19 protein-coding genes and 1 tRNA gene are annotated in these 19269 nt (G+C 63.6%); 4 read left to right on the top strand and 16 right to left on the bottom strand.

The features are described 5' to 3' along the window. Window positions 1-291 precede the first annotated feature (291 nt). Window positions 292-456: a hypothetical protein gene (locus FJ543_RS12850; RefSeq protein WP_224530100.1), complete on the top strand. Its 165-nt coding sequence runs from the start codon at window positions 292-294 to the stop codon at window positions 454-456. A gap of 60 nt (window positions 457-516) precedes the next feature. Here FJ543_RS12850 and FJ543_RS12845 read toward each other — a convergent pair whose 3' ends face one another. Continuing rightward, window positions 517-792, bottom strand: coding sequence for a DUF1153 domain-containing protein (locus FJ543_RS12845; RefSeq protein ID WP_006203587.1), 276 nt, complete (start codon window positions 790-792; stop codon window positions 517-519). A gap of 283 nt (window positions 793-1075) precedes the next feature. On the opposite strand from FJ543_RS12845, the gene mnmA reads away from it, so the two are divergent. Continuing rightward, window positions 1076-2266 (top strand): tRNA 2-thiouridine(34) synthase MnmA, encoded by a 1191-nt coding sequence (gene mnmA / locus FJ543_RS12840; RefSeq protein ID WP_140713547.1) that lies wholly within the window; start codon window positions 1076-1078, stop codon window positions 2264-2266. 56 nt (window positions 2267-2322) lie between these two features. Here the strand turns inward: mnmA and FJ543_RS12835 are convergent, their stop codons facing one another. Beyond that, window positions 2323-3288 carry a Gfo/Idh/MocA family oxidoreductase gene (locus FJ543_RS12835; protein ID WP_015315992.1) on the bottom strand — a complete coding sequence of 322 codons (966 nt, stop codon included), beginning with the start codon at window positions 3286-3288 and terminating at the stop codon, window positions 2323-2325. Window positions 3289-3526: 238 nt separating this feature from the next. On the opposite strand from FJ543_RS12835, the gene FJ543_RS12830 reads away from it, so the two are divergent. Then, window positions 3527-3603 (top strand) — tRNA-Met (locus FJ543_RS12830). A 270-nt stretch (window positions 3604-3873) separates the two neighbouring features. Here FJ543_RS12830 and fghA read toward each other — a convergent pair. The 8 genes from fghA to FJ543_RS12790 all read right to left on the bottom strand — a co-directional run bounded on the left by fghA (window position 3874) and on the right by FJ543_RS12790 (window position 12502). After that, on the bottom strand, window positions 3874-4710 hold the full coding sequence (gene fghA, locus FJ543_RS12825) for an S-formylglutathione hydrolase (protein ID WP_140875328.1): 837 nt from the start codon (window positions 4708-4710) through the stop codon (window positions 3874-3876). A 239-nt stretch (window positions 4711-4949) separates the two neighbouring features. Continuing rightward, the gene (locus FJ543_RS12820; protein ID WP_140875326.1) at window positions 4950-5696 is read right to left on the bottom strand and encodes an SDR family NAD(P)-dependent oxidoreductase; all 747 of its coding nucleotides are present in this window, start codon (window positions 5694-5696) and stop codon (window positions 4950-4952) included. A gap of 38 nt (window positions 5697-5734) precedes the next feature. Then, window positions 5735-6913, bottom strand: coding sequence for an alanine--glyoxylate aminotransferase family protein (locus FJ543_RS12815; RefSeq protein ID WP_140875324.1), 1179 nt, complete (start codon window positions 6911-6913; stop codon window positions 5735-5737). Between the two features lie 26 nt (window positions 6914-6939). After that, the gene (locus FJ543_RS12810; protein ID WP_015315988.1) at window positions 6940-7746 is read right to left on the bottom strand and encodes a 4-pyridoxolactonase; all 807 of its coding nucleotides are present in this window, start codon (window positions 7744-7746) and stop codon (window positions 6940-6942) included. 47 nt (window positions 7747-7793) lie between these two features. Beyond that, window positions 7794-8729: an ABC transporter permease gene (locus FJ543_RS12805; protein ID WP_140617631.1), complete on the bottom strand. Its 936-nt coding sequence runs from the start codon at window positions 8727-8729 to the stop codon at window positions 7794-7796. Window positions 8730-8732: 3 nt separating this feature from the next. Continuing rightward, entirely contained in the window at window positions 8733-9830 is a 1098-nt protein-coding gene (locus FJ543_RS12800; protein ID WP_140875322.1) for an ABC transporter permease, read from the bottom strand. After that, complete coding sequence (locus FJ543_RS12795) at window positions 9827-11395, bottom strand: ABC transporter ATP-binding protein (RefSeq protein WP_140617629.1); 1569 nt, start codon at window positions 11393-11395, stop codon at window positions 9827-9829. Before FJ543_RS12795 ends, FJ543_RS12800 begins: the two co-directional genes overlap by 4 nt. Window positions 11396-11473: 78 nt before the next feature. After that, complete coding sequence (locus tag FJ543_RS12790) at window positions 11474-12502, bottom strand: BMP family protein (RefSeq protein WP_140617628.1); 1029 nt, start codon at window positions 12500-12502, stop codon at window positions 11474-11476. Window positions 12503-12600: 98 nt separating this feature from the next. On the opposite strand from FJ543_RS12790, the gene FJ543_RS12785 reads away from it, so the two are divergent. Further along, window positions 12601-13026 carry a hypothetical protein gene (locus FJ543_RS12785; RefSeq protein ID WP_140617627.1) on the top strand — a complete coding sequence of 142 codons (426 nt, stop codon included), beginning with the start codon at window positions 12601-12603 and terminating at the stop codon, window positions 13024-13026. 35 nt (window positions 13027-13061) lie between these two features. On the opposite strand, the gene FJ543_RS12780 is transcribed toward FJ543_RS12785, so the two are convergent. The 6 genes from FJ543_RS12780 to FJ543_RS12755 form a co-directional block, all read right to left on the bottom strand. Continuing rightward, window positions 13062-14072 carry an ABC transporter substrate-binding protein gene (locus FJ543_RS12780; protein WP_140721556.1) on the bottom strand — a complete coding sequence of 337 codons (1011 nt, stop codon included), beginning with the start codon at window positions 14070-14072 and terminating at the stop codon, window positions 13062-13064. 37 nt (window positions 14073-14109) lie between these two features. Further along, complete coding sequence (locus FJ543_RS12775; protein WP_140823173.1) at window positions 14110-14925, bottom strand: ABC transporter permease; 816 nt, start codon at window positions 14923-14925, stop codon at window positions 14110-14112. Next, window positions 14922-15752, bottom strand: coding sequence for an ABC transporter ATP-binding protein (locus tag FJ543_RS12770; RefSeq protein ID WP_140875320.1), 831 nt, complete (start codon window positions 15750-15752; stop codon window positions 14922-14924). The genes FJ543_RS12775 and FJ543_RS12770 overlap by 4 nt, the downstream gene beginning before the upstream one ends. Window positions 15753-15812: 60 nt before the next feature. Beyond that, window positions 15813-16742: a 5-formyl-3-hydroxy-2-methylpyridine 4-carboxylate 5-dehydrogenase gene (fhmpcd1, locus tag FJ543_RS12765; protein WP_140875318.1), complete on the bottom strand. Its 930-nt coding sequence runs from the start codon at window positions 16740-16742 to the stop codon at window positions 15813-15815. Continuing rightward, complete coding sequence (locus tag FJ543_RS12760) at window positions 16742-18379, bottom strand: choline dehydrogenase (RefSeq protein WP_140875562.1); 1638 nt, start codon at window positions 18377-18379, stop codon at window positions 16742-16744. Before FJ543_RS12760 ends, fhmpcd1 begins: the two co-directional genes overlap by 1 nt. 114 nt (window positions 18380-18493) lie before the next feature. After that, window positions 18494-19216 carry a class II aldolase/adducin family protein gene (locus tag FJ543_RS12755; protein WP_140617623.1) on the bottom strand — a complete coding sequence of 241 codons (723 nt, stop codon included), beginning with the start codon at window positions 19214-19216 and terminating at the stop codon, window positions 18494-18496. Between the last annotated feature and the right edge of the window lie 53 nt (window positions 19217-19269).

Below are 19269 nucleotides of genomic sequence, written 5' to 3'. Positions count from 1 at the left end.
GCGCGCCCTGCCAGGCGACAGCCTGAACCGGCAACAGCAAGCCGCCGCGGAAGCGGTGCTGGTACGCAAGACCTACGCCGCCCAATCCTCCTTTCTGGCGCTGGCCCTCGCCCGGGCATCCCTAATATCAGGCGCAGCTGCTCCGCCCGTGATCTGATCTAGGCAAGCAGTCCGGCCAGGTTATGGCCGAGTTCGGTCAGTTCATGTTCGACGCGTGGCAAGCGCGCCATTGCGCAGCCAGCCTTTGCGCAGCGCGCCTACGCCAGTTCGCGCGATATCAGGGTCGAGCGCATGTCGGTGGTGCCCGACCGCGAGGGCCTGCTCGCGCTCGCCGGGTTGATCGACGCGCAAAAGCCTGCCGTCCATGTCGCCAGGACTTTTCCACTCGACCAGGCGGGAGCCGCCGACGCCTTTCTCGCAACCAAGCCGATCGGCAAGGTAGCGCTGACGGTCTGAGCGGCGACACTGAAAGCAAAGGGCGCGGCATGCCGCGCCCTTGCTTGTGGTGAGACCGGCCTAGTGCCGGTATTGCTGGATACGCGTGGTGCGCAGCCCGGCAAGGCCATATTCGTCGATCGACGCTTGCCAGGACAGGAATTCCTCCGTGGTCAGCTTGTAGCGCTGGCATGCCTCTTCAAGGCTCAAAAGCCCGCCGCGCACTGCTGCAACCACCTCCGCCTTGCGCCGGATAACCCAGCGACGCGTGTTCGTCGGCGGCAGATCGGCAATCGTGAGAGGGCTGCCGTCAGGCCCGATAACATATTTGACTCTAGGTCTAACCAGATCGGTCATCGTACTCTCTACAAAAAACTCAAAGACCCAATCCCCGCCACGTTACCGCCACAGCTTTAAAAATTGCCTAAGCAGACCCTAATGACTAGGTAAGGATCGTGAACGCCGCGTTAGTCTTTTAGCGGGCATTTGAAATATGCGGCCGGAAGCCCCGTTTTAGCCGGGAGAAATGTGCCCGTTCGCAGTGTCCGCCACGCCGGGGTCGTCCTGCAAGCTGGCGCCGCATGAAAGCTTGACCTATATTCTCGACATTGGCATTGAGCTGCCGCGAAATGAAAGCACCATGAACAGCCTCGACCTCCCCAGACGCCCCGAAGAGACCCGCGTCGTCGTCGCCATGTCGGGCGGCGTCGATTCTTCAGTGGTCGCCGGCTTGTTGAAGCGCGAGGGCTACGATGTCGTCGGCGTCACCTTGCAACTCTATGATCATGGTGCGGCAACGCATCGGGCCGGCTCATGCTGCGCCGGCCAGGACATCGACGATGCCCGTCGCGTTTCCGAGACGCTGGGTATTCCCCATTATGTGCTCGATTACGAGGAGCGGTTCCGCAAGGCGGTCATCGATCCGTTCGCCGAGAGCTACGTCGCCGGCGAAACCCCCATTCCTTGCGTTTCCTGCAACCAGACGGTCAAGTTCGCCGATCTCCTGGCCACGGCCAAGGATCTCGGCGCCGACGCGCTGGCCACCGGCCACTACATCCGCTCCGGCGCCAATGGCGCCCACCGGGCGCTTTACCGGCCGGTCGATGCCGACCGCGACCAGAGCTACTTCCTGTTCGCCACCACGCAGGCGCAGATCGACTACCTGCGCTTTCCGCTCGGCGGCCTATCGAAGCCCCAGGTTCGCGCCATCGCCGAGGAGATGGGGCTAACGGTGGCCGCCAAGCAGGACAGCCAGGACATCTGCTTCGTGCCGCAGGGCAAATATTCCGACATCATCGCCAAGCTGAAGCCGACTGCCGCCAACCCAGGCGACATCGTTCATATCGACGGCCGCGTGCTCGGTCGCCACGAGGGCATTCTGCGCTACACGATCGGCCAGCGCCGTGGCATCGGCATCGCGTCCGGCGAGCCGCTCTATGTCGTCCATCTCGACGCCGAGCGCGCCCGTGTCGTGGTCGGCCCGCGCGAGGCGTTGGAGACGCACAAGATCTATCTGCGCAACATGAACTGGCTGGGAGACGGAGGCCTCGCCGATGTGCCCGCCGGCGGCATCGAGCTGTTCGCCAAGGTGCGCTCGACCAGGCCGCCACGGCCGGCCGTGCTGCGTCACGAGGCAGGTGTGGCCTCGGTCGAACTGGCCGACGGTGAATCCGGCATCGCGCCTGGACAGGCCTGCGTGCTCTATTCCGACGACGGCAACGAGGCCCGTGTCTTCGGCGGCGGCTTCATCGTGCGCTCCGAGCGCGGCGCCGAAGCCGAAGCGATGCTGAGCCGGCTGGCCGCGAAGCCGGCGCAAGTTCCCGCCGAGTAGCTCTCCCCTGGCCATCGTACCAGGAGTGCGACGTACCAGTACGACGTAGCCTTCCTTCAGGCCGTGGATTTGGTGTGGGTGACGGTGCCGGCCGTCAGGATGCGCAGCACCCTGATCGCTTCCTCGCCGCTGGTGCGCGGTTCGGCGCGCGTTTCGATGCAGTGGATGAAGTGCTCCAGTTCGCGCGTCAGCGGCATGCCCTGGGCAACCGCGACATAGGACGGCTCATTGGTGGTGAATGCCCACTGGCCGCTGTCCTGCCACACGGCGTGGCGGTAGACCGCAAGCTTGCGCTCCCATGGCTCGACATCGTCGAACACCGCCATCGCCTTGGTTCCGACCACGGTCAGCCGCCGCTCGCGATAGGGGTTGAGCCGCGATGTGAAAAGATGGCTGCGCAGTCCGTTGGGAAAGCGCATGTGCAGATGCGCGAAATCGCTGAGATTGTCGAGGAGTGCCGCTCCCTCGCCGCGCACCTCGATCGGCTCGGTGCCGGTGATGGCCAGGATCATCGACAGATCGTGCGGCGCCAGGTCCCATAGCGCATCGTTCTCGGTATGGAACTTGCCGAGCCCCAGCCGGTGCGAATGGATGTAGCGGACCTCGCCGAGCTCGCCCTTGTCGATCAGCCCTTTCAACGTCTCGAAGGCGGGATGGAAACGCAGGACATGGCCGACCATGAACACGCGGCTATTGTCCTTGGCCGCCTGCACCGAGCGCTCGGCATCGGCCACCGTCAGCGCGATCGGCTTTTCCACCAGCACGTCCTTGCCGTTCTCGACGGCGCGCACGGCAAGATCGGCATGGAACTGCGGCGGCAAGGCCATGATGATGGCGTCGATGTCATCGCGGACGAACAGTTGGTCCGGCTCGATCGCCAGGCAGTCCTGTTCGCTGGCGAAACCTTCGGCGCGAGCCCGATTGGTGTCGGAAACCGCGTGCAATGCGCCGAGCGCCTTGAGGGTGCGGATGTGGTTGGAGCCCCAGTATCCGCAACCGAGGACTGCAATGCGCGGCTTCATCTGTTTCAAACTCTAAAAACTCGTGGCCGAGACATAGCGACGTGCCCCGTCGAACTCAACCCCGGCGGCACCAACCAGCTGTTCGTGCGGCAAAGCTTTTCCCCATCGAGAATAGCCCTGATATCGAATGCATCGAAGCTTGACAGGCTCGCCCTCCCAACCTTATATCCGCGCGACCTTGGCGAACGCCTCGAAATGCCTTTCGATTTAAGGCGGATTTCGGGCCTGTCGCCGCCCTGGCGGGGTAGCTCAGTTGGTTAGAGCACGGGAATCATAATCCTGGGGTCGGGGGTTCAAGTCCCTCTCCCGCTACCAATTTCTAGAATAATTTCAGATACCAATGGGCTCCGGCGCCCGAGAACCTTGGCTCGGTTTGCTATCCACGCAGCCATACCCGTTTGAGCGCGTAACGATCGAGTTCGCGGCCGATTTCCGCGCCGCCGCGTCAGCATCAGCGTGCTCAGGCTCTTGCCCTGCGGATCCTGCGCCAGTGACATAGCCGAAGGCGCGGCCGACACCGCCTATGGGATGGCCTTGCCGGACCCGAACCCGATCCTCACGGAGTGAGTAGCCCCTGGCGTGCTCCTACTTGGCCAGGCGCGCGGCATGCCACTTCAAATGGTCGTCCATGAAGGTCGAGATGAAATTATAGGAATGATCGTAGCCTTCCTGCATGCGCAAGGTGAGCGCGATGCCGGACTTCTTGCAGGCGTCTTCGAGAAGCCATGGCCGCAGGCCGTCCTTGAGGAAGCCATCGGCGGTGCCCTGATCGACCAGGAATTCGCCGAAGCGGTGCCCGTCTTCGATCAGCGCTGTTGTATCGTAGGCGCGCCAGGATTTCTCGTCCTTGCCGAGATATTTTTCCAGAGCCGGCCGCGACCAGTCTGCCGTCATCGGCTGAACGATCGGTGCGAACGCCGAGCAACTTCTGAAGTGCTCGGAGTTCTTCAGCGCGATGGTCAGCGCGCCATGCCCGCCCATGGAGTGGCCAAAAATCGACTGGCGCTCCATATCGGCGGGGAACTGGCTGGCGATCAGGGCCGGCAGCTCGTCGACGATATAGGAGTGCATCCGGTAGTTCCTGGCGAAGGGCTGCTGCGTCGCGTCGAGATAGAAGCCGGCGCCCGAGCCGAACTGCCAATTATCCTTTTCGTCGGCCACACCCTCGCCGCGTGGGCTTGTGTCGGGGCAGACCACGATCAGGCCGAGCTCGGCCGCCAGACGCCGGTATTCGCCCTTGTCCATGACATTGGCATGAGTGCAGGTGAGGCCCGACAGATACCAAAGCACCGGCAGTGGCCCTTCCTTGGCCTGCGGCGGCACGAAGACGGCAAAGGTCATGTCGCAGGCGCAGGCTTCGGAAGCGTGTGAATAAACACCTTGCACGCCGCCATGCGACTTGGACGTGGAAACGACTTTCATCAGCTCTGCCTTCTCGTCAAGAAATCCCGGCCCGGCATAGCGGCTGGATGTATTGCTCGCAACCGCGCGCCGCTAATCAATCCCGGCGGCGTCACCGAGGTGCACCCCGGTAGCGCCGCCGGTAGACGCCAGGCTTTGGGAACACGCTGACCTAGCCGGGAGGCTGGAGGCCAGCGAAAAGCCAGACGTTTCGATGGCCGGCGATCAGAGCGGCAGGGCGCCGGACTTGACGATTGCCCTTAGTGCCTGATCATCCCGGCGTCGACATTCAGCGTCTGGCCGGTGATCCAGCGAGCGTCGTCGCTGGCCAGGAACGACACGACATCGGCGATATGTTCGGGCTGGCCCTTGCCCTTCATCGCCTGCAGCATCTCGACGAAGCCGAACGCCTCGTTGTGCGGGCTTGCTTTGACGCCATCGCTCTCGATCAAGCCGGGCGTCACCGCATTGGCCGTGATGTTGTACTTGCCAAGCTCGGTGGCCAGCGCCCGGGTGAAGCCAATGACGCCGCCCTTGGCCGCGACATAGGCCGCCATGTTCGGCGTGCCGGCGAAGAAGGTGTTGGAGGCGATGCTGATCACGCGTCCGGACTTGCCCGCCGCCCGCATCTGGTCGGTCGCCGCGCGGGTGACGATGAAGGTCCCTGTCAGGTTGACGTCGATGATCTTGCGCCAATGGTCGAGGTCGACGTCGTCCCAGGCGACGAACGGCACGATGCTGGCATTGTTGACCAGGATGTCGACGCCGCCGGTGAGTGCCTGTATCTCGCCAAACAGCGCTTTCACCGAAGCCGGATCGGCGATATCGGCTGCGATCGCCTTCGCCTTGCCGCCGATTTCGGCGGCCGCGGCCTTGGCACCCTCGGCATTGATGTCGCTGACGATGACGGTCGCGCCGTCGGCCGCCAGCCGCACCACGATCGCCTTGCCGATGCCTTGTGCCGCCCCCGTCACCAGCGCCGTCTTTCCCGCAAGCCGTTCCGTCATGAAATTTCTCCCTCGATGCGTGGTCTGTTGATGTCTGTTCAGGCGTCGGCGTCGATCACCGCCAGCGCCGCGTCGATGCCCTTGCCGACCGCAAGCTTCTGGCCTGCCGCGTTCATGGCGCCGCCAAGCGCCGTCAGCGCCGCGATCGCATAGATCGGCTGTGCCGTCGGGCCCATATGGCCGATGCGTGTAAGCTTCCCCAAAGTTTCGCCGCGACCCGACGAAAACACCACGCCGTAGCGGGCGCGTGCTGCCTGGCGAAGTGCTTTCTCGTCGACACCGTCGGGTGTGCGAACGGCCGTGGTGCTCGGCGAGGCGATTGCATCGCTGGCGGCCCAGATCGACAGGCCCATGGCGACGACGCCGGCCCGCATGGCCTTGGCCGTCAGTGCATGGCGCGCCCAAACCGCTTCTGGCCCCTCGTTGAGATAGAGATCGAGCGCCACATCCAGGCCGTTCACTTCGGCCACCGAGGGCGTGAAGGGGAATGGCTTGTCGCGAGACCAGGCGTTCTCCCAGTCGACGATGCTCAGCATCGAGGCCCGGGGCGCCGCCTTGTTGGCCTTCATCTTGGCCCAGGCGCGGTCGCTGACCCCCATGATCGTCAGCGCTGGCGGCGCGCCAAGACATTTGCCCGGGCCGGTCACATAGATGTCGGCCTTGCAGTCCTCCGGATGCGTCTTCATGCCACCGAAAGACGAGACGGCATCGACGATCAGGTAACCGCCATGCGCCGACACCAGCGCGCCGATGGCATCGATCGGGTTGATCGTGCCCGACGGCGTGTCGTGATGGCAGACGGAGACGACAGTGATTTCCGGATGCGCCTTCAGCATGGCGGCAACCGCCTGCGGGTCGATCGCCTCATTGTAGGGCACTTCGATTTCGAGGAGATGCGGTGTATAGCGCTTCGCCCAATAGCTGAACCCCTTGCCGTAGACGCCCGAGGCAAGGTTGAGCACGACGTCGTCCGATGTGATCAACGACGCCGCCGCCGCCTCGAGACCCAGCACCGGCTCTCCGTGCAGGATGACTGGCTTGTTGGAAAGCCGCATCGCTTTTTGAGCCTTGTCGACGACCTTCTCGTAGAAGAGCTGGAAGGCCGGGTCATAGTCGTAGAGCACCGTGCGGCCGAGGCCTCGCAGCACCTCGGCATAGGCATTGACTGGCCCCGCCGTCAGCGTGAGGACCGGATCCGCGTGATCGGGATAGCGCATGGTCTTGGTCTCCGGATTGGCGGCGATCAGCCGTAGAACTGTGTGCCGGTTTTGTAGGTCTTGAAGTTGTCCATGTCGTGCGAGTACATCAGCTCGGCGCCGTGATCCTCGGCAAGTTTCTTCACCCTGCGCATCGAATTGACGCCCGCGACCGGGTCGATATGGAAGGCGGCCTGGCAAAGCGTTTCCAGGCTCTTCTGCGTGTAGGCGGCGTCGATCGTGAACATGATCGGCTTGCGCTTGGGAAACTCGACCAGAAGGCTGTAATGGCCGATCGAGTGGCCGGGGGTGGAGATCAGTTTCACGCCTTTTGCCAGTTCGATGTCACCTTCGATGCCCTCGAAAGTCGAGTTGGCCCGTGTCGTGCCTGCCAGCAGTTGCGCGGTCGCGCCACGTGCCTCCGCCGCTTCCGCCGAGAAGCTCAGGTCCGAATAACCGAGATGTTCGAAGGGCTGCGGATTGCAGGCTTGCGGCACCTCCGAACGGTGGCAGATCTTCTTGGCATGCGGAAAATACTTGTTGCCGCCGCAATGGTCGAAATGGAAGTGCGAGTTGACGACGACGTCGATGTCCTTCGGCTCCAGCCCGAGCAGCGCCAGCGCGCCGGGAATGGTCTGGTGCTTTTCCTGGATCGGCTTCTCGAAGGGCAGCACCTTCATGACGTGGTCGTAGTCATAGCCGGTATCGATGAGGAAGCGGCCCTCGGCATGCTCGATCAGGATCGAATAGACGGGGAAGCGCACTTCGCCGCCTGGGCCACGGTTCCAGAACACATGATAGCCGTCGAGGACAAGTGAGCCGCCGTCGAGCAGGTAGACCTTGGTATCCGACATTGTTGCCTCCTTTTCCGGCGCGGGTTCATCCGCGCGTCTGGTTTTTCTCAGCGCGCGCCGCGCTCGTATGGAATGCCCAGTGCCGCCGGCAGGCTGGCCCGCCGCCCGAACAGCACCAGCATGATCATCACCGCCAGGAACGGCAGCATCTGGATGACATCGGTCGGTATGTTGATGCCCGCCACCTGCATGGCCGTCGTCAGCGACAGGCACACGCCGAACAAAAGAGCCCCAAACAGCACCCAGATCGGCCGTCCCCGCGCCAGCATGGCCAGCACGATGCCGAGAAAGCCGGCGCCATTGGTGATGAACGGAATGAACAGGCCCGCTCCGACATTGGCGAGATAGGCACCCCCAAGCCCAGCCAGCGCGCCGGTCGTCAGCACCGCGATGGTGCGTGTCCTGATGACGTCGATGCCGGCGACATCGAGCGCGGCCGGCTTGTCGCCCGCTGCCTGCAGATTGAGACCGAGCTGCGTGCGGCGGTAGAGGTGGCTCATGGCGAACACCAGGGCGACCGCCAGATAGACGATCAAGTGATGCCTGAAGAAGGCCGGGCCGATCACCGGAATGTCCGACAGTAGCGGAATGACGGTTGCGTCCGCCGCCGGCAGGCGGGGATAGCTGCGCGAGAACTGGAAATGATGGAGCAGCGCCGTCAGGCCTTCGAGACCAAGCGTCAGTGCGATGCCGATGACGATCTGGTTCAGCCCGATGCGCACGCAAAGCAGCGCCATGATCAGCGCTACCGCGACGCCGCCCGCAGCGCCGGTGAGGAAGCCTAGCCACAGCGATCCCGAATAGAATGCGCCGACGAAGCCGAGATAAGCGCCGGCCAGCATCATGCCCTCGATGCCGATGTTGAGCACGCCGGCCTTTTCCGACATCTGCTCGCCGAGCCCGGCAAGCAGCAGCGGAATGGCGGCGGTGACGGCGCCAAACAGCAATGCGCTGAGAAAGACTTCGCTGAAGAGCCCGGTCATGCCCTACGCCTTTCTCGACTGATGATAGCGGTGGTCGACATATTCGGCCAAGGCGAGCACGATCAGCACGATGGAGACCAGCACCAGCGTGAAGTGATTGGGCACGCCAAGCCGCCGCGCCGCGCTCTCGCCGCCGATCGACAATACGGAGAGCAGGAACACGAAGCCGATCGCGGCAAAGCCGTTCATGCGGGCGAGAAACACGGCCGGAATGACCGCCAGCCCATAGGCTGGATTCCAGTCGGCGCGAACATTGCCTTGCACGCCGATGATGTCGACAGCGCCGGCAAGGCCGGCGAGCCCGGCGGAAATGGCAAAGACGGCAATCGTCAGGCGGGGCACGCCCAGCCCCGCATGAACCGCGGCGCGCGGATTGGCGCCGACGATCCTCAGTTTCAGCCCGAATGCCGTACGCGTCATCACCAGATGCACGATGATGATTACCGCCAGGCCGAGCAGCAGGCCACTGGTGATGGTGGTTTCGAACAGGCGCGGCAGCCGGTCTTCCACCGGCAGCGTGCGGGTCTGCGGCACGGTCGTGCCGGGATCGCGAAACACCAGCTTGACCAGCACATTGGCGAGCGACGTGCCGAGGAACGTCATCATCAGCGTGGTGATGATCTCGTTGACACCCTGATAGGCGCGCAGCAGCGCCGGCACCAGCGACCAGATCATGGCCACCAGCATGGCAATCAGGAACGCGCAGAACAACGCCAGCCAGGCTGGCATGACCTGCACCAGCACGGGAGCGCTGGCCGCCGCCGTGACGGCGCCGAGCAGGAACTGGCCGTCGCCGCCGAGGTTCCACATGCCGGCGCGAAAGGCAACGATCAGGCCGGCGGCGAGAAACAGCAGTGGAGCCATGCGCGTCAGCGTCTGCTGGATGCCGAGCGGCGAGAAGAGGCCCTTCTCCAGCACGTAGCCATAGTAAGCGAGCGGGTCGACGCCCACGGCAAGCAGGATGCAGCCGGCGATGACGAGAGCGGCAAGGATCGGCCCAAGCGTCATCAGCAGCCGGTGCACTAAGTCTCGCCGCGTGGCGGCGGCGCTCGTGGCATCGAGTGCGGTGGCGCCGGCGGTGGGTGCAGTGTCGATGCTCATGCGGCAAGTCCGATCATCAGGCGACCGACCCTGGTCCGGGCGTCGTCGGCATTCGCCACGGTGCCGACCAGCACGCCATTGGCGATGACGGCGATGCGGTCGCACATGCTGAGCAGTTCCTCGAGGTCGGTGGAGATCAGGAGTACGGCGAGGCCGCGTGCCGCCGTGTCGCGGATGCGCTGGCGCGAGGCCAGCGTGTTGGCGAGATCGAGCCCATAGGTCGGCTTGTTGAAGATCACCACCTTGGCGCCGTCGGCCAATTCCCGCGCCAGCAGCACCTTCTGGATGTTGCCGCCGGAGAGCCGGGCAACGGGCGTCTTCAGGCTTGGCGTACGCACATCGTATTCGCGCACCAGCTCGGCGGCGCGTTTGTCGATCTCGGCGCGCTGCTCGACGCCGCTGCGCCAGAAGGGCGCCGCCCCGACCTGCTTGAGGAAGAAGTTGATGGAGACCGGGAACGTGCCGACGGTGCCCTCGCCCAGCCGGTCGTCAGTCAAATAGCGAAGGCCGCGCTGGCGGCGTTCGCCGACGCTCAGGGCCTCGATGGCGGTGCCCTCCAGCCGGACCGAGCCGCTGGTCGCCGCCCGTTGACCGGCCAAGGCCTCCGCCAGTTGTTTCTGGCCGTTGCCATCGATACCAGCGATGCCGAGTATCTCGCCCGGGCGGATGTCGAAGGAGATCGACGACAGGCCGGGTGCATTGTCGGTCGGCGCGACCGTCAGATCCGCGACCTGAAGCAGAGGCGCGGCACTGGCATCGACAGCGCGGGCCGGACGTTCGACCGCTTCGGGATCGTCCTCCTGCTTGCCGAACATCAACTCCACGATCTCGGAAATAATCTCCTGCTCGCCGAGTGCGCGAAACCGCTCGGGCGGGATCTCGCCCACCTTGCGGCCGAGCTTGAGAACCGAGATGCGGTCGCCGAAGGCGGCCGCCTCCTTGAGCTTGTGGGTGATGAAGACGATCGCCAATCCCTGTTCGACGAGGCGCCGCATCAGCGCGCCAAGTTCCTCGATGCCCTTCGGCGTCAGCATCGAGGTGGATTCGTCGAGGATCAGCAGCCGGCTGTTGCGCACCATGGCGCGCAGGATTTCGACTTGCTGCTGCTCACCGAGCGAAAGTTCCGAAACTTTGGCATGCAGTTTTACCGTGATGCCGAGGCTGCTGGTGATCTCGGCCACGCGGGCCGCAAGCTCTTCGGTCCTCGGGCGCTGCCACCAGGGCCCGCCAAGAAGCAGGTTCTCGGCGACCGTCAGGGTGGGCACCAGCATCATGTGCTGGAACACCGTTCCTATGCCAAGCGCCAGCGCATGGCGTGGCGAGGTGATCGGCGTCGGCTTGCCGTCGACAAGTATGCGCCCCTCGTCCGGCTGCTGCAGGCCCGACAGCATGCCGATCAAGGTGGATTTTCCCGCGCCGTTCTCGCCGAGCAGTACATGCACCTCGCCAGGATGGATCGACAGGTCGACGCTGTCGTTGGCGACGATGCCGGGAAAGCGTTTGGTCACGGCTTCGAGCGCGACGATGTCGCGGCTGTCGACGGGCGATGAAGAAAGACTGCTCATGAAAGCCCAGCACTGGAAAACGGGAAATATCCGGAGGGGCGAACCGATCGCCCCTCCGGCAGCCGACTTCTGATCGCCTTACTGGGCGACGCTTGTCATCAGTGCCCTGACGGCGGCCGCGTCATAGACTGGCTCGACCTTGATCTTGCCGGAAATGACGTCCTCGCGCAGCGCCTGGATTTCGCTCCAGACCTTGTCGGGGATGGCGGCGGTCTTCAGCAACTGCACGGAATCGTCCTTGAGGCCGATCGAATAATGCTTGGTACCGAACGTGTCGGCCTTCAAGTCGGCGATCATCGCCGCGTAGACCGGTTCGATGTTCCACACCACCGATGACAGCAGGAAGCCCTTGTCGATTGGCGACTTGTCGCCGATGACGTCGATGAAATAGACCTTGCCGCCATCGGCGGCCTTGGTCGTCTCCACCGCCTGGAGCATGCCGAAGCTGGAGCCGTTGCCCTGGCCGAAAATGATGTCGGCGCCCGAGGCGATGACGCTTTCGGTGACGCGCTTGCCGCCGGCAGCGTCACTGTAGGCGGCCGGCCCGATCACCGCATAGGTGATCTTGACGTCCGGGTTCTCCGCCTTCACTCCTTGCGCGAACGCCGCCGACTGCGAGTTCCACGATGGCGGTTCGCCGGAGACGACGATGCCGACCGACTTCGAGCGCGACATCTTGGCGGCGAGACGGCCGGCCAGATAGGCGCCCTGGTGGCCGCTCAGCGTGTAGTCGGCGACGAGGCCTTTCTCGAGCCCGTTCGGCGTATCGACGATCGCTACCGGAACCTTCAGTTCCTTGGCGATCTCGGGCGCCGAGGTGTTGTAGCCGCTGGCATGCGCGATCAGCAGGCTGGCGCCGTCGGACGCGAGCTCGCGCAGCGTCGGACGGACATCGCCATAGCCGAGGCCCTGGGCCACGACCACCTCGACGCCGGCTGCCTTGCCAGCTGCCTTGGCGGCGTCGATGCCTTGCTGGTTCCAGCCATAGTCCGTGCCTTCTTCAGGCGTGAGGATGGCGATCGACTTGACTTCGCCGGCAAGCGCGCCGCCCATCAAGATACCAGACAGTATTAATGCACTTACGCTACCCTTCAGAATCTTTAACATGTTACCCTCTCTGTTTGATTTCCAATCGATATTTTTATTGTTATTGCGCACAAGCGAGATAGACTGCCTGAGAAAGCTACCCATGGAGCTCAGGCAAAGTGAAAATCCGTTATGTCCTCCCCGTGATGTTGGCGTTCACATCGCTTGCCAACGCCGTTGAGTTGCACCACGTGATCGTCCGCAAAGGCACCGACGGGCTCGATATGGTGCCGTTGACGATTTCGAATGCCGGCAAGGAAGGCGTGTCCTGCAACGCCGACTTCGCCCACTGGTATTCAGAAGGGATCGCCACGATAGAGCCGGGCATGAGCGCTCGTGTCGAACTCTGGTTCGATCCCAAGACCGGCACCTTCACCATCCTCAACGACAAGCGCGAAAACCTGCCGGTCGAGCGCCTGTGGTGTGGCCTCGCGGGTCGCGCATATGCCACGCGCGGGCAGATCGCGCTCGACCGAACCGACGCCGCCAAAGGCGAGCGCGAGGTGTCCTGCGGCATGGAGCAGGACAGCCTGGCATGCCGGTAGGCGCTCATTGATCGGTTTGCCCGGGCCATCGTGCCCTATTCCTTCGCCAGGAACTTGTCGGTGAAGACGTCGTCGGCCGATAGCGCGGCTTTAAGCACGCCCTGGTCGGTGAGCGTCTTCAGCGTTTCCTCCCACTGCGTCTTCGTCATCCAGCCGAGGCCGTGGTCCTTGGTGTCGGGGCTGGTGAAGGTGGAGGCGATGTCGGCGTTGATCTGCGCCAGCAGCACATCCTTCTTGTCCGCGTAACCGGGTGCGGCCTTCGCGGTGATCTCGGCGGCTTCTTCCGGATGGGCGACGACATAATCGAAGGCTTCCCTGTAGGCCTTGACGAAACGGGCGACGACGTCCGGCTTGTCCTTGATCATTGTCTCCGAGGTGAACAGGCCGGAGCCATAAGCCTTCCAGCCATGGTCGGCGCCCATCATGATGCTGAGCGAACCGGGACCGCCCGCCTTGGCTTCCAGTTCGGGAACCTCGGCGTCGACATAGCCGACCACCGTCTGGACCCGGCCGAGAAGCAGATAGCTTTCATAGGGCGGCGAGACGCTGTTCAGCGTCATGTCCTTTTCGGTCAGGCCGTTGGCCGCCAGGAAGCCCTTGAAGAAGATGTAGGTCGAGCCCGCTGGATGAATGCCGATGGTCAGGCCCTTGAGATCGGCCGGCTTGGTGAGCTTCACCGTCTTGGCGAGCGACATGATTGCCAGCGGCGAGTGCTGGTTGACGGCTGCCACCGCCACCACCGGAACGCTCTGCGAGCGGGCCACGGCGAGCGTGGGAAGATCGCCGAAACCGAAATCCGCGTTCCCGTTGCCCACCAGCCGCATGGCATCCGGCGAACCCGAACCCTTGCGGATTTCGGCGACATCGATGTCGTTCTTGGCGAAGAAGCCTTTTTCCTTGCCGACGAAGAACATGGCGTGGTTGCCGCGCACCACCCAATCGAGTTGGACGGTGATCTTGTCAGCCGCCAGCGTCGCGTTCGAGAAGCCAAGCGCGCCGGCAAAGGCCGCAAGCGTGGCTACCTTGATAAGTGAGCGTCTCAGCATTTTTGTTCCCTTTATTGACGGTGGTTGATCGAGAGGCCTAGGCCTGGCTGAATTTCGGTGCCCATGGCACCACGATGCGTTCGAGGATTTCGGCGGCGTAGTAGAAGGCGATGCCGAGCACGGAGACGAGCAGCAGCGCCGCGAAGACCAGCGCGGTGTCGAGCTGGGTCGAGGCGAACTGGATGACGTAGCCTAAGCCGTCCGAGGCACCGGCGAATTCGCCGACGATGGCGCCGATCACGCTCAGCGTGGCCGCGATCTTGGTTCCCGCCATCAGGTTCGGCAGCGAATGCGGAACGCGGATCCTGAACAGGATCTGCGTCGGGCTGGCGCCGACCGAGTTCATCAGCGACAGCAGCGAGCGATCGACCGACTGCATGCCGGCCAGCATCGACAGTGTCACCGGGAAGAAGGCGATGACCAGGATCAGGCCGATCTTGGGCGCGAGCCCATAGCCGAACCAGAGAATGAAGATCGGCGCCAGCGCCACCTTGGGGACGTTCTGGAACAGCACCACCAGCGGATAAAGCGCCCGGCCCAGCCAGTCGAAGCGCACGATGACCAGCGCAATGGCGACGCCGACCACGACGGAGACAAGGAACCCGAACAGGATCTCGCCTGCCGTCACCAGTGTCGCCTGCATCAGCGTAGCCCATTGCGCGACCAGCGATTGCGCGATTTCGGACGGGGCGGGAATAATGAAGGCGGAGATGGCGAAAATTCGCACCACGGCTTCCCATACGACGATCGTCGCCAGCAAAAGTATGACCGCCGGCAGCCAGCTCCCGGTCGCGGCCACCCAACTCGAGGCAAGCCGCGAGTCGGAGGGATTGGTGATGGGTTGATCGCTCATAACACGCCTCCCGGTTGGTGGCTGGCGCGCAGCATCGTGCGCAGTTGAACCACCAGCCTGACGAACTCCGGATCTTCCGTCACCGACAGATCGCGCGGGTAGGGCAGGCCAATATCGAGGCTTTCGGTGATCCGGCCGGGCTTGATCCCCAACACATGAACATGGCGAGACAAATGAATGGCTTCGTCGATGGAGTGGGTGACAAGAACGATGGTCTTGCCGGTGCGCTGCCAGATCTCCAGCAGCGACTGACCCATCTGGTCGCGGGTAATGGCGTCGAGCGCGCCGAACGGCTCGTCCATCAGCAGCACCGCCGGATCGAGCGCCAACGCCCGCGCGATGGCGACGCGCTGGCGCATGCCGCCCGACAATTCGTTCGGACGCTTGTGGGCGCTGTCGCCCAGGCCCACCAGCTCAAGCATCTCCTGTCCGCGCGTCCGTAGTTGTGCGCGCGAAAGCGACTTGTCGGCGATTCCTAGCAGCATGGAAGCGTTGTCGACGGCGTTCTTCCACGGCAAAAGGTTGGCGTCCTGGAAGACGAGGCCGATCATGCGCTTGCGCGCCGCCTCGACCGGCGAAAGCCCGGCGATCGAAACGCTGCCGCTTGTCGGATTTACAAGTCCGGCCAGAACCTTGAGCAAGGTGCTCTTGCCGCAACCGGAAGGACCAATGAGAGAAACAAACGAGCCCTTCGGTACCGAAAGATCGATGTTCTGCAGAACCAATTGCCTGGCCATGACCACCGAAACGCCCTTGGCGGAGATCAGGTCGTCGTGACGTATATGGGCCGGCCGGCCGCCGGCTGCCCGAATGGTTTCAACACGCATGGCTTGGCCCTCCAAGCGGTGCCCCAACCCGACCGGCCTTCTGAGCACGATGTGTCATGGCTACTCCCGGCCCTCCAGGATGCGCCGCACCGCGACGAGCTTGCGCGCCCGTTCGCCTTGCAGCGCCTTTGTCTGCTCGGGCGTGTAGGAGAACATGCCCTCCCCCGATTTGATGCCGAGCTTCGACGCGTTCGTCTTTTCCAGCACCATCGGCGCGACATCGTCGCGATTGGAGAGATCGGCGTTGAGGAACGACGAAACGGACTTGTAGATATCGAGGCCCGCCATATCGAGCAGCGCCATCGGCCCGATGACCGCGATCTTGTAGCCGATGCCCCACGAGACGCAGGTGTCGAGATCTTCCGGCTCGATGACACCGCGCTCGACAAGGTCGACCGCCTCGCGCAGCAACGCATAGAGCACGCGGTTTTCGACGAAGCCCGGAACATCCTTCTTCACCACCACCGGCAAGAGGCCGATCGAGCGGATCAGCTCGCGAATCGTCGTCACGATATGCGGCGCGGTCTTTTCGCCTGCGATCACCTCGATCATCGGGATGATGTGCGGCGGGTTCGACCAGTGCATGCCCACCATCCGCTCGGGATGGGAGATGTGCGCCTGCAGCTTGGTGATCGGGATGCCCGACGTGTCGGACGCGACGATCGTGTCCGATGCGATCAGGCTGTCGATCGTGCGATAGACATCGGCCTTGATCGAAATGTTTTCAGGAACGTTCTCGATGACGAGGTCGGCGCCCGATACCGCGTCTGCGATGTCATCCGTGAAGCGGACCGTTCCGGCGCCGGCCGGTGGCGCCGCGATACCCAGGGCGTCGAGAACGCTCTCGGCCACGCCCAGCATGGACCCCGCGCGCTCGATCGCAGCCGGGGCAACGTCGTAGGCGACGACCTGCAGGCCGCCCCTGGCGAGCCGGGCGGCCATGCCAGGCCCCATCGTACCCAGACCGATGATGGCGATACGCTGGATCATTATGCTGCCCTGCTTTGCGTTGCCGCTTTTGATGCCGCGAGGAGATCGGCGGCTTTCTCGGCAATCATGATCACCGCCGCGTTGATGTTTCCGCAGACCAGGTCGGGCATGACGGAAGCGTCCACCACCCTCAGGCCGTCGACGCCGCGAAGCCGCAATTGCGGGTCGACGACCGAGGCCGCGTCGGCGCCCATCCGGCAGGTTCCCGCCGGGTGATGCACGGTGATGGAGGTCTTGCGGATATGCTCATCGATCTCGTCGTCGCTCTGGCATTTCGGGCCAGGGAAAAACTCCGCCTCGATGAAGGGCTGCATGGAGGGCTGCGACGCGAGGTCCCTCGCCACTCGGAAGCCGGCCCGAAGCGAGCCCCAGTCCTTCGGCGAGGCGAGGAAATTCTGGTGGATCAATGGCGCCGCGAGAGGATCGGCCGAGGCCAATTTCACCGCGCCCCGGCTTTCAGGCTGCGTCGCCACGATCCGTGTGGCGAACCCGTCCGGAAACGGCGCCTTGAACGGCTCGAAATACGGCCACGCGGCGAGCGGGGCGGCCGTGAACAGCAGTTGCACATCCGGCAACGGACGCTCCGGGCCGCTTTTCAGGAACGCGACGACCCCGCCGGGCACATCTCCCGAGAAACCTCGTCCCGTGAAGTAGGTCTTGGCGAAATCGAACCCGATCCGATCGGCACGCATGTTGCGAAGGAAAGGGCCGCCCGGAGCCCGGCGCCGGTACATGAGAATGACCGAGACGTGATCCTGCAGGTTCTTGCCGACCGCCGGCAGGTTGACCCGCGTCTGGATACCGTGCGTCGCGAGTTCCTCTGGCGCCCCTATGCCGGACAGCATCAGAAGTTGCGGCGTGTTGATGACGCCGCCCGAGAGCAGGACTTCCCTGCGGGCGACGACCGACCGTTGGCCGCCGCCATGGTTCACAACCACCCCGGTGGCGCGTGTGCCCTCCAGCGTGATCTTCGTCGCCGTCGCTCCGGTCAGCACGGTCAAATTGGGCCGCTTCAGGGCTGGCCGCAGATAGGCGGACGCGGTCGAGCTGCGCCGACCTTTCGAGATTGTCATCTGGAGGCGGCCGAAACCTTCCTGCCGCTCACCATTGTAGTCGTCCGTCTGTGGATATCCTGCCTCCACGCTGGCCTGCGCAAACGCGTCGATCAGCGGGTCCTTGTAACGGCAGAACTGGGTGCTGACCGGACCATTGCCGCCGCGAAAGTGGCTCGCGCCTCCTTCCCAGCTCTCCTGCTTGCGGAAATAGGGCAGCACCTTGTCGTACGACCAGTCATGGAGCCCGCTGGCCGCCCAACGGTCGTAATCGCCGCGATTTCCCCGCACATAGGCCATGGCGTTGGTCGACGACGACCCGCCGATCACCTTGCCGCGGGCGCACTCGACCCTGCGTCCGCCGACATTGTCTTCCGGTTCGCAGAAATACATCCAGTCGTGACGTCGCTCGGTCAGGATCTTGCCCCAGCCAAGCGGGATGTGGATCATGGGGTCGCGATCCCAGCCGCCGGCCTCGAGCAGCAGCACCGAACATCCGGGATCGGCGCTCAGCCGGTTGGCGAGCACGCAACCGGCCGATCCGGCCCCAACGATGATGTAGTCGTAACTTTCCGCGTGCGGCATGGTGCGTTTCATTGCCTTGGTCCGGCGCTCCTGCGCCAGGGAACTATTGAAACCCGAGCCTGGACCATCCCGGCCAGGGCCGGATGGACTAGGTATTCCTCAAGGCGGCCGGCACTAGGCCAGGCCGGCCTCTCTCAGACGCTGCGACCAGTGATTCCATCCTCGATCGATCTGGGCGCCGACGAGTTTTCCTGCCGTCTTTATCTCGCCCGGCGACAGATATTTGATGTTGCCGATCCGCAGGCCGGCCGTGAGCGCTGCCGCTTCCTGCTCGAGATAGAACGCCCGGAAGACGACCTCACGCACGGAGTTGCCGACATTGACGACGCCATGCCGCGCCATGAGCACCACTGTCTGGTTGCCGAGACTTTCGGCGATATCAGCGCAGATCCCGGGGCTGCCGCCGAAGAGATCCGTCTCGTCGCCATTCTTGTCGCGAATCTCGTAGACCGGGACTTTCTCGCCGATGAAAGCTCCCATGTGGGTGACCGGCCGAAGCGGCGTATCGACGAAGCAGTACGGCAGGACAGCCGGAGAATGAGTGTGGAGCACACACTGGACGTCGGGCCGCGCCTTGTAGATCTCGCTGTGGATGTAGCGCTCAAGATAGGACGGGCGATTGTCCGACGTCTCGCCGTCGAGATTGAAACGCTGGATGTCGTCGACGGTTATCAGGCTCGGAGCAAGCTTCTGGGCCAGGAAGAAGCTTTGGGGATCCTGGGGGTCACGGGCACTGATGTGCCCGAACGTATCCATGATGCCTTCGTTCAGAAGGATCTTCGTCGCCGTGACCAGCTCTTCGAAGACGGTCTGGTGTGCTGGGCTGTTGTCTTTCATTTCCAAATTCTCCCATTGCGCGGCGCTGGCGACCATTTTTATTCTTGGTTATC

This window comes from Mesorhizobium sp. B2-5-7 (assembly GCF_006440875.1).
Lineage (GTDB): Bacteria > Pseudomonadota > Alphaproteobacteria > Rhizobiales > Rhizobiaceae > Mesorhizobium > Mesorhizobium australicum.
Note: the sequence above shows the minus strand (reverse complement) of the source record. Positions and strands in the feature narration are given on the sequence as shown.